The sequence below is a fragment of the Kluyvera sp. Awk 3 genome (assembly GCF_028069715.1).
GTDB lineage: Bacteria > Pseudomonadota > Gammaproteobacteria > Enterobacterales > Enterobacteriaceae > Kluyvera > Kluyvera georgiana_A.
On sequence record NZ_JANEWH010000061.1, the window covers coordinates 14,778 to 28,274 of the forward strand.

A 13,497-nucleotide genomic window follows, 5' to 3' on the forward strand; every position below is an offset into this window, starting at 1 on the left:
TTATGCCTTCTCCACGTCGTGATACTCTTCACACGCCTGTAAGGTGTTTTCAATCAGGGTGGCTACGGTCATGGGACCGACGCCGCCCGGTACTGGGGTGATGTAAGAGGCGCGCGCGGCAGCCTCTTCAAACACCACATCGCCGACGACTTTACCGTTTTCGAGGCGATTAATCCCGACATCAATGACAATTGCGCCTTCTTTAATCCACTCGCCGGGAATAAAGCCCGGTTTACCGACCGCGACGATCAACAGATCCGCGTGCTCCACATGGTGGCGCAGGTTTTTGGTAAAGCGGTGAGTGACGGTGGTGGTGCAGCCCGCCAGCAGCAGCTCCATGCTCATCGGGCGGCCCACGATGTTGGACGCGCCAATCACCACGGCGTTCAGGCCATAGGTGTCGATATGGTAGCGCTCCAGCAGGGTAACGATACCGCGCGGGGTACACGGACGCAGGCGCGGCGCGCGCTGGCACAGACGACCCACGTTGTACGGATGGAAGCCGTCGACGTCTTTGTCCGGCGCGATGCGCTCAAGGACCTTAACGTTATCAATACCCGCCGGCAGCGGAAGCTGCACCAGAATGCCGTCGATGGTGGTGTCGGCGTTCAGGGTGTCAATCAGCGTCAGCAGTTCGGCTTCGGACGTGGTTTCCGGCAGATCGTAGGAGCGGGAGACGAAGCCCACCTCTTCGCAGGCTTTGCGCTTGCTGCCGACATAAATTTGTGAGGCCGGGTTGCTGCCAACCAGCACAACGGCAAGCCCAGGGGCGCGTTTTCCTGCGGCAACGCGCGCCTTCACTTTTTCCGCAACCTCAGAGCGCACCTGCTGCGCAATCGTTTTACCGTCAATAATCTTTGCTGCCATCAGGGAAAATATTCCATCTGTCATTCACGAAGGGGGGATGGACATATTTTGTCAGATGCGAGGCTTGCTGTCAGGTCTCGTTTGCGAGTTTTCATCGGAAAGTGGTTTTGCCGAAGAGTTGAGCGATAGTTGGTCGCACTTTATCCATCATTGCATACCGCGCAGGTTTCGTAAGGAAATGGATTGACTCACCTGTCAGTGACCGTATAATTCCACGCGTTTCACCCCACCATGAAGTTTTGACTTCCCCAGTGCGCCCTTAGCTCAGTTGGATAGAGCAACGACCTTCTAAGTCGTGGGTCACAGGTTCGAATCCTGTAGGGCGTACCATTTTCCTGTTTCCTCTTCCCCCAACTCTCTTATCAAGAGTGCGAATCTGCTCACATATCGCTCGCTACCCGTTTGGCGCAAACAAAAAACGCCCATTATACTGTATGTAATTACAGTGTCTTAACGGAGGCGGTATGGAATACGAAGTTAAGCAGATTGCAGCGCGTAAAATTGCCGGTTTTCATATGGTTGGGCCGTGGGAGCAGACGGTCAAGCAGGGTTTTGAGCAGTTGATGATGTGGGTCGATGGCCAGCAAATTCCCGCTCGGGAGTGGCTGGCCGTTTACTACGACAATCCGGATGAAGTCCCGGCGGAAAAGCTGCGTTGCGACACCGTGGTCTCTGTCGATGACGACTTTGTTATTCCGCCGAACAGCGAAGGGGTCATGATGGCGGAAGTGGCGGGAGGCCTTTACGCGGCAGCGCGTGCGCGGGTTATCGATCACGATTTCTCCACGCCATGGTATCAGTTTTTTGATAGCGTCCTGAAAGATGAAACCCACCGCCTGGCTGCGAAGCCATGCTTTGAAATCTACCATAACAACGGTGCGGAAGACGGCTACTGGGATATTGAAATGTTTGTTGCCCTCGAGCCAAAGGGGTAATGCAAAAACGCCGTGCCGCGTGCTGCTGACTGGCGACACGCCGGCCCGGCGGTTAATGCTCTCGTCGCCGATCGGCGATAATCACCAGCCCAATACCGGAGAGGGTGAGTGCGATAGCTAACACCATCCTCAGGCCCAACGGTTCGCCCATAAAAATTAGCCCGCCCAATGCCGCAAGACAGGGCACGCTCAGTTGAAGCGTGCTGGCGGTGGTTGGGCTAAGCCGTGGCAGCAGGGAGTACCAGAGCAGATACGCGCCGCCGGACATCAGCGCCCCGGAGGTGACTGCCAGCACGAGCCCAACGGCGTCAGCGCGGATGTGCATACCGCTAAGCACAAACACCACCAGCGCTATCGGCACCGCCAGCGTAAAGTTGCCCGCCGTGGCCGCTGCCGCGTTCTGCACTTTTTTGCCGGTAATACAGTAGGCTGCCCAGGCCGCGCCGGAGACCATCATCAGCAGCGCGGCGGCGCCGGAAGGATGACCGGCACTCGGTAATAGCAGCAACGCTAGCCCGGTCACTGCGCCCAGCATACCGACGCTTTTTAGCCACGTCAGACGCTCGCCGCGAATCAACCCCCAGCCGGTCATCACGCACTGGACCGTACCGAACAGCAACAACGCGCCAGCGGCGGTGGTTAAGGACAGGTAGGCAAGGGAAAAGGCAAAGACGTAAATGGCCAGTAGTGCCGCGTTCAGCACATTGAATTCCGGCCTCTTTTTGATGGCGGGTAGCCTCAGGAGTATCAGCAGCGCCACCGCACCGCTTAGCAAGCGAATGCTACTAAAAGAGACGGCATCCATATGCATCCCCTTCAGCGCCAGCCGACAGAGCAGCGAGTTGGCGGCGAACGCAGCCATAGTCAGCAGGATTTTGAGCAGCACGGAAGATTCCTCGAAATGCGGTCAGCGAATTATGCCGCAAGCCGCGGCATGCCGGGTCATCGTTTTGTGCTCCGCCGATACGGCAACGTATCCCAATGGTATTTGCTTCACAGCGGGTGTGCCGCATACGTTGAACGTTATGGCTGGCTAGCGCGGCTAACCCCTTGTAGGAATAAGGTTATTGCCCCAGCAACGCGTATCTTCCGGCACTTTTGGGCACGGGGTTCCTGCGACTGATTGCCTTGCGACAAGCCGCGCTAAGTGTTAAAAGGTGCCCCTTCCAAAAAAAAGCTACAGGGGTTAGACGTGAAAAACGCGTCCTCAGCATCCAGCCAGAATCAACCGGATGCTTCGTCGGAGCAGGGGCCGACGCTTCACCGCGGGTTACAAAACCGTCATATTCAACTCATCGCCCTTGGGGGCGCCATTGGCACCGGCCTGTTTCTTGGCATCGGCCCGGCGATTCAAATGGCTGGCCCGGCAGTGGTGCTGGGCTATGCGATTGCCGGAATTATCGCGTTTCTGATCATGCGCCAGCTTGGCGAGATGGTGGTGGAAGAGCCGGTATCCGGTTCATTTGCTCATTTTGCTTATAAATACTGGGGGCCGTTCGCCGGTTTTCTTTCCGGCTGGAACTATTGGGTCATGTTCGTGCTGGTGGGAATGGCCGAGCTGACCGCCGCCGGAATTTATATGCAGTATTGGCTGCCACACGTACCGACCTGGATTTGGGCTGCCGGTTTCTTCATTTTGATTAACGCCGTCAACCTGGTGAACGTGCGCCTGTATGGCGAAACCGAGTTCTGGTTTGCACTGATTAAGGTGCTGGCGATTATCGGCATGATCGGCTTTGGCATCTGGATGCTGGCGACGGGGCGTGGCGGTGAGCATGCGAGCATCGACAATCTCTGGCGTGATGGCGGCTTCCTTGCCACGGGCTGGAAGGGGCTGATTTTGTCGCTGGCGGTGATTATGTTCTCCTTCGGCGGGCTGGAGCTTATTGGCATTACGGCGGCGGAAGCACGCAGCCCGGAAACCACTATTCCGAAAGCGGTCAACCAGGTGGTTTACCGTATCCTGCTGTTCTATATCGGCTCGCTGATTGTGCTGCTGGCGCTCTATCCGTGGCAGGGCATTAAGTCAGACAGCAGTCCGTTCGTGATGATCTTCCACAATCTGGACAGTAACGTAGTGGCATCTGCGCTGAACTTTGTGATTCTGGTGGCTTCGCTGTCGGTTTATAACAGTGGCGTCTATTCAAACAGCCGCATGCTGTTTGGCCTCTCCGTGCAGGGTAACGCGCCGCGCTTCCTGACCAAAGTGAGCCGTCGCGGCGTGCCGGTGAATTCGCTGCTGCTCTCTGGCGCGATCACCTCGCTGGTGGTGCTGGTGAACTATCTGCTGCCGCAGAAAGCGTTTGGCCTGCTGATGGCGTTGGTGGTGGCCACGCTGCTGCTGAACTGGATCATGATCTGCATGGCCCACCTTAAGTTCCGCGCCGCCATGCGCCGCAAGGGGCGTGAGTCGAAATTCAAAGCGCTGTTTGCGCCTGCCAGCAACTACATCTGTATCGCGTTTTTGCTGATGATCCTTGGGCTGATGTGCACCATGGACGGCATGCGCCTGTCGGCGATTCTGCTGCCGGTGTGGGTGTTGTTCCTGTTTGCGGCCTTCAAAACGCTGCGTCGTAAAGCCTGATAATATCGCCCGGAGGGGGCAGGTTTGCCTCCTCCGCTGTTTCCCGCTCGTTGCTGCGACGCATTTCCTTCCTCGTTTTTATCGTGATCGCTCTCCCAAATCCTTTTCGATCCGCGCGATCTTATTTTTGTAATCGATTACTTTTCATTCGTGGTGTTTTGTAATCGATTACTTTTGAGGGTGAGAACATGGTGTCTACAACGGAAAGTCGTGAACAAAGTGGCATACAGCATAGGCTGTTAGTCCCGCGCCTGTCGTTAATGATGTTTATGCAGTTTTTTATCTGGGGAAGCTGGTCGGTCACGCTTGGACTGGTGATGACGCAGTACAACATGTCGCTGCTGATTGGCGATGCGTTCTCGGCGGGGCCGATCGCCTCAATTCTTTCCCCGTTTGTTTTGGGAATGTTGGTTGACCGTTTTTTTGCCTCGCAGAAGGTGATGGCGGTGATGCACCTGCTTGGCGCGGTGATTCTGTGGTTCGTACCGCAGGCGCTGGTCGCGGAAAACGGCGCGTTGCTGATATCCCTGCTGTTTGGCTACACGCTCTGCTACATGCCGACACTGGCGCTGACCAATAATATTGCCTTCCATAGCCTGAAAAACATCGATAAAACCTTCCCGGTAGTGCGTGTGTTCGGCACTATCGGCTGGATTATTGCGGGCATCTTTATCGGCGTAACCGGGATTTCGGATACCACCGGCATCTTTACGCTGGCGGCGCTGTGCTCGGTGGTGCTGGCGGTATATAGCCTGACGCTGCCGCACACGCCGGCCCCGGCGAAAGGCCAGCCGCTGAAGCTGCGCGATCTGTTCTGCGCCGACGCTTTCGCATTGCTCAGAATCCGGCACTTCCTGGTGTTTGCCGTCTGCGCCACGCTGATTTCCGTACCGCTCGGTACTTACTATGCCTATACCGCGTCATTTCTGGCGGACGCGGGCGTCGCGGATGTGAGCACCGCGATGTCCTTCGGTCAGATGTCAGAAATCTTCTTTATGCTGATTATCCCACTGCTGTTCCGCCGTCTGGGTGTGAAGTACATGCTGCTGATCGGCATGCTGGCGTGGTTCGTACGCTATATGTTCTTTGCGCTGGGTATCAATGAAGAGACCCGCTTCCTGCTGTATCTCGGCATTCTGCTGCACGGCGTGTGCTACGACTTTTTCTTCGTGGTGGGCTTTATCTATACCGACCGTGTGGCGGGCGAAAAGGTGAAAGGGCAGGCGCAGAGCATGGTGGTGATGTTTACCTACGGCATCGGCATGCTGCTGGGATCGCAGATTTCCGGTGCCCTGTATAACCACCTGGTCGCTGGCCAAACCGTTCCGGCGGCGTGGGTGAACTTCTGGTGGATTCCGGCGGTGGCTGCCGTGGTGATCGCGGTGATTTTCCTTGTCTCGTTTAAATACGACGAGCAAAAGCAGGCGTAAATTTTTAAGGAGGGGGTATGAAAACCATCAAGGGGCCGGGCATTTTTCTGGCGCAGTTTATCGGCGGCGAGCCGCCGTTTAATACGCTCGATGGGATAGCGCAATGGGCGGCCGGGCTGGGCTTTAAGGCGCTACAGCTGCCCTGCAATCACCCGGCGATATTCGACCTGGCGCAGGCCGCGGCGAGCCAGACCTATTGCGATGATATTGCCGGGCGACTGGCGGAGCACGGTCTGGTGATTAGTGAACTGTCAACGCATCTCGAAGGGCAGCTTGTCGCCGTTAATCCGGCCTATGACAGCGCTTTCGATGCTTTTGCGCCGGCGGCGCTGCGCGGTAATCCGACGGCCCGCCAGCAGTGGGCCGTCGAGAGCGTGAAAAAGGCCGCGCAGGCTTCGGCGCGCCTGGGGTTGAAGGCGCATGCGACCTTTTCCGGCGCGCTGGCCTGGTCTTATTTCTATCCGTGGCCACCGCACAATGCGGCGCTGCTGGATGACGCGTTTAGTGAACTCGCCAGCCGCTGGCGGCCCATTCTGGACTGTTTTGACGAGCACGGCGTTGACCTGTGCTACGAAATTCACCCCGGTGAGGATTTGCACGATGGCGTCACGTTCGAGCGTTTTCTACACCTGGTTGAGAATCATCCGCGCTGCCATATGCTGTATGACCCGAGCCATCTGCATTTACAGAATATTGATTATCTTAGCTATATCGATATCTACCACTCCCGTATTCGCGCGTTTCACGTTAAGGACGCCGAGTTCCAACGCAACGGACGTAGCGGCGTTTACGGCGGCTATCAGAACTGGGCGGATCGTGCCGGGCGTTTCCGCTCGTTGGGCGACGGCGATATCGATTTCAAAAAGATTTTCAGCAAGCTGTCTCAGTACGATTTTGACGGCTGGGCGGTAATGGAATGGGAGTGCTGCCTGAAGGACGCGCAGATCGGCGCGTGCGAAGGCAGCGAGTTTATTAAACGGCATATCATTCCCGTCTCCGCGCGGGCCTTTGATGACTTTGCCGCGGGTAGCGAGGTACGCGGATGATTCAGGTGGGTATTATCGGCTCAGGTTTTATTGGCCCGGCACATATTGAGGCGCTGCGTCGACTGGGTTTTGTCGAGGTGGTGGCGCTGTGCGACGCCTCGCTGGAGCTGGCGCAGGCCAAAGCGCGGCAGCTCAATATTCCGCATGCTTACGCTGATGTTGACGCGCTGTTGGCGCATCCTGGGCTACAGGTGGTGCATAACTGCACGCCCAATTTTCTGCACGCGTCGGTCAACCGGCAGATTTTACGCGCGGGAAAACACGTTTTCTCCGAGAAACCGCTGTGTATGACGTCGGAGGAGGCTCGCGAGCTGGAGCAGATGGCGCGGGATGCGGGCGTGGTCCACGGCGTGAGCTTCGTTTATCGTCAGTTTGCGATGGTACAGCAGGCGGCCAGCATGATGCGCGCAGGCCATGCCGGACGTTTGTTCTCAGCCTACGGCGGCTACCATCAGGACTGGATGCTGTTGGAGAATGACTTTAACTGGCGGGTGGACGCGGCGCAGGGTGGTGCGTCGCGCGCGGTGGCCGATATCGGTTCGCACTGGTGCGACACGGTGCAGTTTGTGACCGGACGGCGGATTGTGGAGGTGATGGCCGACCTCGCTATCGTCTGGCCAACGCGTAAGGCCAGCGTTGAGGCGCAGGCGACGTTCAGTGAACACGATGACGCGACGCAGTATCGCGACGTCGTGGTGACAACCGAAGATGCCGGTTCGGTTCTGTTCCGCTTTGACGACGGCAGTAAAGGCTGCTTTAGCGTTTCGCAGGTCTGCGCCGGGCGTAAAAATCGGCTGCATTTTGATATCAATGCCAGCGCCTGTTCGCTGGCCTGGGATCAGGAAACGCCGCAGCAACTGTGGATTGGTCACCGCAGTCAGCCCAATCAACTGCTAAGTGACGACCCAAGCCTGCTTAACCGCGATGTCGCCGGACAGGCGAACTTCCCCGGCGGCCATAGTGAGGGATGGCCAGACGCGTTTAAAAATATGATGGGCAATTTCTACCGCGCCGTGCAGAGCGGGAAAATGCCCGCCGCTGGCGAGCCGCATTTTGCCTCGTTTAGTGATGGGGCGAATGTCATGTATATCATTGATGCAATTATAAAAAGCCATCAGCAACGGCGCTGGGTCAGCGTCGAACAATAACGCTGTGCCCGGTACGCCGGGCACGCTTTTTATGGTAGCCTGCACGCAAAGCGTTAACTGCAGGGAACGGCGTTGTATGTCAATTCAGAAAATCGCCCAGTTGGCGGGGGTATCGGTGGCGACCGTGTCGCGGGTGCTTAACAACAGCGATACCGTAAAAGCCAAAAACCGCGAACGGGTGCTTCAGGCCATTAAAGAGAGTAACTATCAGCCTAATCTGTTGGCGCGCCAGCTGCGTACGGCGCGAAGCTCCATGATTCTGGTGATGGTGTCGAATATCGCCAACCCTTTTTGCGCCGAAGTGGTAAAAGGAATTGAAGAGGCCGCGGAAAAGAACGGCTATCGGATTTTACTGTGCAACTCCGGCTCGGATATTGAACGTTCTAAATCAGGCCTGCGACTGCTAACCGGAAAAATGGTCGACGGTATTATCACCATGGACGCCTTCAGCAAGCTGCCGGAGTTAACCACGGTGATTGGCGATGCGCCATGGGTGCAATGTGCGGAATATGCTGATGCGGGCGCGGTCTCCTGCGTGGGGATCCACGATGTCGATGCCGCGGAGCATGCGGTGAGCTATCTCGCAGCGCAGGGGCGTGAGCGGATTGCGTTGATTAACCACGACTTGAGCTACAAGTACGCCCGCCTGCGCGAGCAGGGGTACAAAAATGTGCTGCAATCTCAAGGGCTGGCGTTTCATGCTGTCGAGTATGCCAGCGATCTGAGCGCGGCGGCGGGGAAACTGGCGATGCAAACGTTGCTGGCGATGAACCCGCGCCCGGACGCGGTGTTTGCGGTTTCTGACTCGCTGGCCGCCGGGGCGATTCGCGCCATTGAACAGGCAGGGCTAAAGGTACCGGAAGAGATTGCGGTTGTGGGGTTTGACGGCACTGAACTTGCCGAAATGGTGTCGCCGCAACTGACAACCGTCCAGCAGCCGTCGCGGGAGATCGGCGCCAGAGCGGTCGAACTGCTGCTCAATAAAATCGATAACCCGGACGTGCCGCCGGAGCGGGTGATGCTGGACTGGCGCTTTATTTCACGCGCCAGCGCGTGATTATTCTTGCCCGATCGCGCCTGCCAGGGCGCGAATATCATTGCCGGTCGGTGATTGATGAATACGTAAGCCAAATTCCTCAACCACGGCAAAAATATGGTCGAAAATATCGGCCTGAATGCCTTCATATTCGGCCCACACCACCGTATTGGTAAAGGCGTATATTTCAATCGGCAGACCGTTATTATCGGGTGCCAACTGACGTACCATCAGCGTCATATCTTTGCGAATTTTCGGATGGTTACGCAAATATTCGTTGAGGTAAGCGCGGAAGGTACCAATATTGGTCATCTTGCGCAGATTCAACACCGAATCGGCGCTGCCGTGCTCCTGGTTCCACAGGTTAATTTCCTCATGGCGAGAGTCCATATACGGTTTCAGCAGCTTCGCCTGAATTAACCGCTGCTGCTCTTGCTCATCGAGAAAATGCACGCTGGTGGTATCCACGTTGATGCTGCGCTTAATTCTTCGGCCACCTGAAGCAGACATTCCGCTCCAGTTTTTAAACGAGTCCGACACCAGCGACCAGGTCGGAATGGTGGTGATGGTATTATCCCAGTTACGCACTTTGACGGTGGTTAAGCCAATATCGGTCACCGCACCGTCGGCGCCGTATTTCGGCATTTCCAACCAGTCGCCGAGCTTTAACATGTCGTTTGCCGAGAGCTGAATCCCTGCCACCAGGCCGAGAATCGGGTCCTTAAATACCAGCATCAGTACCGCGGCCATCGCACCCAGACCACTTATCAGTATTGCCGGTGATTGCCCCAGCAGCAGGGAGATCATCAGAATGCCAATCAGAATGGCGCTGACCAGCTTAACTCCCTGGAATATCCCTTTGAGCGGTAGCTGCGAAGAGAAAGATAGTTTTTGTGATAGGTTGAAAATAACGTCCAGCAGCGAGAAGAATGACAGCAGAGCGTAGAGCATGACCCATAGCTGTGCGCCCGTGGTTAATATCTGCGCGGCATCACTGCCTTTTTGCAACCACAGTACGGCCTGCACGTTGACAATAATCCCCTGTAGGGTAAACGCCAGCCGGTGGAAAAGTTTATTTTGCGTGATAATTTGCAGCCACAAATGGCTGCTGGCCTGCGCTCGTTTTTCGAACGCGCGCAGCACCACCCGATGTAGAATCAGATGAACAATGATGGCAGTGAGAAAAATAATACCAAATATGATGATCAGCGAATTGGTATGGTTTATTTCAATGCCCATCTCTTCGATCTGTGAAATCAGTTCCTGCATAACGTCTCCTGTATAGCCAGCTAATTATAATGGCTGCGCTGGCTATATTATGCAAACAGCTATACAGGAACTTAAGGTTATGACGTTGCGATCGCCGGACTACGGTTTAAGTGATGGCGGAGGCTAACGGCAATGATTGCCAGCAGCAGCATCATCACCGCTTCTACGCCGAGGAAGCCGGTCATCGCATCGGTATAGCTCCCATGATGCCCGCGCGTCAGCACCAGCAGCAGTGAACCAAACACCGCCGGGCCAAGGCCCAGCGTGGCCTGCTGTAGCGTGCTGAGCAGCGCGCTGCCCGCACCCGCATCGTTAGCGGTAATATCGCGCATCCCAACCCGATAAAAGCAGTTGACGATCAGCGCCTGGCCGTAGCCAATCAGCGCGGTCGAGGGCACCAGCGTGAGGGTGGACGTCGCCTGGCCGAAGTGGTGGAAAGTCTCCATTAACAGCAGCAGGCCACTAATTTGTACTATCAGGCCAGCCACTAAAATTCGCCCCATGCTGTGGCGGGCGATCAGCTTCGGCGCATACATCGCTGAAAGAAAATAGGCGACGCCCAGCGCCACAAAGCTGTTGCCCGACTGCCACGGCGCCATGCCGAGGCCGGACTGGAGAGTGAGCGCCATGCAGAACATAAAGCCGGACCAGGCGCTGAAAAACAGCAGCGCAATGACCATGCCGAAGCGAATACTGGCAAATTTCAGCAGTCGAGGCGGCAGCAGCGGGTGTTCACCGCGCTGCTCTTTACCCAGCGCGCTGGCCCGCATCCACAGCAACAATGGGATAATCGCCAGCAACATCAGACGCATCGACCACGGCCAGTGCAGTTCCGGCCCCAGCGCCATCGGGAACAGCAGGCAGCAGAGAATCAGGCCCAGGCTAAAGGTACCCTGCCAGTCAATGCGTGCGTGCTCATCGCGACGGGTTTCTGGCACGTAGCGGCGACTGAAGGCCAGCACTAGCAGGCCAATGGGCACGTTGATGAAAAAGGCGTTACGCCAGCCCAGGCCGGCGATGTCCGCTGATACCAGCCAGCCGCCGAACATCTGCCCGACGATAAACGAGATGCCGCCAATGCCGCCATACAGGCTGATAGCCCGGGCGTGGGCCGTTCCTTTTAGCGTAACGTGCAGGGTCGCGAGAATTTGTGGGACGATCAGCGCCGCGCCTGCGCCCTGTAGAGTGCGTGCGGCCAGCAGGGCGGTGATCGAGTTGGCCAGACCACACAGCAGCGAAGCGAGGCTGAAAATCGCCACGCCCCACATAAACAGCCGACGGCGACCGTAGTTGTCGCCAAGCTTGCTGCCCATGGCCAGACAGACGGCAAACGCCACGCCATACAGCGCGACGATAAGCTCCAGCTGGGTCGGGCTGGCTTGCAGCGATGCGGTGATTGAGTCGAGGGCGACATTGGTGATCGAGGTATCGATCTGGGGCAACATCAGGCCGGTCAACAGCAGGAAAAGCCCCGCGCGACCGGGAGAAACAGCAGACGTTTTCATGGTGACTCCATTGCGTCATTCAGCGATTGGACGTAGCATCGCTGATTCAATAAACGGGTACCAGTTCCTGGTTATACTGGTACTAGCACTACCATGTTGGAGATACCATGAGCCTCATCAGCCACAGTGAAATGGACGTATTGCCGTCACGGCAGGACGATAGCCGTAAGCAGCTGGGTGCATTTCTTCGGGCGCGACGGGAAAGTCTCGATCCGCAGCGGTTGGGATTACCGCGCAGCGGGCGGCGGCGCACGCCGGGCCTGCGTCGCGAAGAAGTGGCGATGCTGGCGGACGTTGGCGTGACCTGGTATACCTGGCTTGAGCAGGGGCGCGAGGTTAATCCGTCGGCGGCGGTAATGCAAGCGGTCGCCGAAGCGCTCCAGTGCAGCGCGCTTGAGACCCGTCATCTGTTTGTGCTGGCGGGGCTAACACCGCTGGAGTCGGCTAACGTTCCCCCGTGCGAAGGGATAAGCCCCGGCACGCGCCGTATGCTGGACAGTTTGCTGCCGCAACCGGCCAGTATTCAGAAGCCTGATTTCGATATCGTGGCGTGGAATGACGCGTTTTGTCGGCTGATGGGCGTCGATTTTTCGACCATTCCGGAAGATGATCGAAATTGTATCTACCTGTATCTGACTCATCCCGGCTGGCGTAGCCGTCTGGCCAATCGCGACGCGCTCGCCACTTTTGTCTCCTATTTCCGTGCCGCGATGGCGGAGCACCGTGGCAATCCGGCATGGGAAAACAAGCTGGCTCGCTTTTTTGCCGCTTCCAGCGAATTTGAGGCGCTATGGCACCAGCGTTACGAAGTTCGCGGCGTCGAAAACCAGATTAAAAACTTCCAGCATCCTGAGTTTGGTCATTTCCAGCTGCAGCAGATGTACTGGTACTCCGCGCCGCGCAACGGCTCTCGTCTGCTGGTTTATTTACCGGTAGATGAAGTGGGGGAGTCGGTGTTGGCGAAGCTGTAGTAGAGGGCCGCTCAGACATACCCCAGAACTGTGCCAGTGGCTGCGTGGCCTGAATATCAACCAGCCTGGCATTCGTACTGGTGATCGTTTCACCCCGCAGGTAGTTTGTTATTGTCCCGTTCAGCCGTTGCCGGGTCAGGGCAGGAACATTTGACCATGTCAGGGACTTCAGGCCGAAAGCGTTTTATCCCCTGAGGGGCTGTCCGGTTTATTGATGACGGGATCGGCACCAATGGTGAAATGGGTAAAGTGGTAGTCACCGTTCTGTCAGCGGCGGCACAGGCCGAATGGCGCAGGATACTGGAACGTACCAATGAAGGCAGACAGCTCTACATTGCACATTCCATGGTATACAGGATTTTGAAAGATGAAACGTTTACATTCGTCTCAAACAATGCAATTGGCGGAATAACCTTGCCTCCATGAGGCAAGGTTAACATCAGTCATTGAGGTTCACTAAAATTAGCCTCGTTAGCTTTGCAGAATAGTGCTCCAGTTACTGTAAACTGAGTTTGTTCCGCAACAATTCAGATTCAATATTTGAACGTTCCACTTTTGCGGCCGTAATGGCACTTCGCGTAAATGGACTACCCGTTGCGGAAAATAAATTATCTGAATGTTTTTGTAATTTGCCTACATATTTCAGAGTATCTTTAATATTTCCTTTTTCGGCGCTATTTGCTAACTTACCAGCATAATGTTCTGT

At 56.2% G+C, this 13,497-nt stretch carries 12 protein-coding genes, 1 tRNA gene and 2 pseudogenes; 9 read left to right on the plus strand and 6 right to left on the minus strand.

Annotated features, from left to right (window positions below; all coding sequences use genetic code 11):
* Positions 1-867, minus strand: a complete 867-nt coding sequence (folD, locus tag NNN71_RS13930) for a bifunctional methylenetetrahydrofolate dehydrogenase/methenyltetrahydrofolate cyclohydrolase FolD (protein WP_163445986.1) — start codon at positions 865-867, stop codon at positions 1-3.
* Positions 868-1,120: 253 nt separating this feature from the next.
* Here folD and NNN71_RS13935 point away from each other — a divergent pair.
* Positions 1,121-1,197 (plus strand) — tRNA-Arg (locus tag NNN71_RS13935).
* A 134-nt stretch (positions 1,198-1,331) separates the two neighbouring features.
* Entirely contained in the window at positions 1,332-1,802 is a 471-nt protein-coding gene (gene sbmC, locus NNN71_RS13940) for a DNA gyrase inhibitor SbmC (RefSeq protein WP_249022190.1), read from the plus strand.
* Positions 1,803-1,854: 52 nt separating this feature from the next.
* Here the strand turns inward: sbmC and NNN71_RS13945 are convergent, their stop codons facing one another.
* The gene (locus NNN71_RS13945) at positions 1,855-2,688 is read right to left on the minus strand and encodes a DMT family transporter (protein WP_271458731.1); all 834 of its coding nucleotides are present in this window, start codon (positions 2,686-2,688) and stop codon (positions 1,855-1,857) included.
* A gap of 306 nt (positions 2,689-2,994) precedes the next feature.
* On the opposite strand from NNN71_RS13945, the gene pheP reads away from it, so the two are divergent.
* The 5 genes from pheP (at position 2,995) to NNN71_RS13970 (ending at position 9,067) form a co-directional block, all read left to right on the plus strand.
* On the plus strand, positions 2,995-4,386 hold the full coding sequence (pheP, locus tag NNN71_RS13950; protein ID WP_163447720.1) for a phenylalanine transporter: 1,392 nt from the start codon (positions 2,995-2,997) through the stop codon (positions 4,384-4,386).
* A 224-nt stretch (positions 4,387-4,610) separates the two neighbouring features.
* Entirely contained in the window at positions 4,611-5,816 is a 1,206-nt protein-coding gene (locus tag NNN71_RS13955; RefSeq protein WP_271458737.1) for an MFS transporter, read from the plus strand.
* Positions 5,817-5,833: 17 nt separating this feature from the next.
* Positions 5,834-6,862, plus strand: a complete 1,029-nt coding sequence (locus tag NNN71_RS13960) for a sugar phosphate isomerase/epimerase family protein (protein ID WP_271458732.1) — start codon at positions 5,834-5,836, stop codon at positions 6,860-6,862.
* Positions 6,859-8,010: a Gfo/Idh/MocA family protein gene (locus NNN71_RS13965; RefSeq protein ID WP_271458733.1), complete on the plus strand. Its 1,152-nt coding sequence runs from the start codon at positions 6,859-6,861 to the stop codon at positions 8,008-8,010. Before NNN71_RS13960 ends, NNN71_RS13965 begins: the two co-directional genes overlap by 4 nt.
* 76 nt (positions 8,011-8,086) lie before the next feature.
* Complete coding sequence (locus tag NNN71_RS13970) at positions 8,087-9,067, plus strand: LacI family DNA-binding transcriptional regulator (protein ID WP_163447716.1); 981 nt, start codon at positions 8,087-8,089, stop codon at positions 9,065-9,067.
* Here the strand turns inward: NNN71_RS13970 and NNN71_RS13975 are convergent, their stop codons facing one another.
* Both NNN71_RS13975 and NNN71_RS13980 read right to left on the minus strand, forming a co-directional pair.
* Positions 9,068-10,315: a mechanosensitive ion channel family protein gene (locus tag NNN71_RS13975; RefSeq protein WP_163447715.1), complete on the minus strand. Its 1,248-nt coding sequence runs from the start codon at positions 10,313-10,315 to the stop codon at positions 9,068-9,070.
* A gap of 77 nt (positions 10,316-10,392) precedes the next feature.
* On the minus strand, positions 10,393-11,820 hold the full coding sequence (locus NNN71_RS13980; protein ID WP_167576441.1) for an MFS transporter: 1,428 nt from the start codon (positions 11,818-11,820) through the stop codon (positions 10,393-10,395).
* A gap of 131 nt (positions 11,821-11,951) precedes the next feature.
* Between NNN71_RS13980 and NNN71_RS13985 the strand changes: the two genes are divergently transcribed.
* Positions 11,952-12,791 (plus strand): helix-turn-helix transcriptional regulator, encoded by an 840-nt coding sequence (locus tag NNN71_RS13985; RefSeq protein ID WP_271458738.1) that lies wholly within the window; start codon positions 11,952-11,954, stop codon positions 12,789-12,791.
* Here NNN71_RS13985 and NNN71_RS13990 read toward each other — a convergent pair.
* Positions 12,766-12,966, minus strand: a pseudogene (locus NNN71_RS13990) (Tn3 family transposase); the annotation flags it as partial. The gene NNN71_RS13985 and the pseudogene NNN71_RS13990 sit on opposite strands and share 26 nt — an antisense overlap.
* Before the next feature lie 23 nt (positions 12,967-12,989).
* Between NNN71_RS13990 and NNN71_RS13995 the strand changes: the two are divergent.
* A pseudogene (locus NNN71_RS13995) lies at positions 12,990-13,217 on the plus strand (recombinase family protein); the annotation flags it as partial.
* 70 nt (positions 13,218-13,287) lie between these two features.
* Here the strand turns inward: NNN71_RS13995 and NNN71_RS14000 are convergent.
* Positions 13,288-13,497 (minus strand): hypothetical protein (locus NNN71_RS14000; RefSeq protein ID WP_271458734.1); only part of this gene is annotated, 210 nt, incomplete at its 5' end.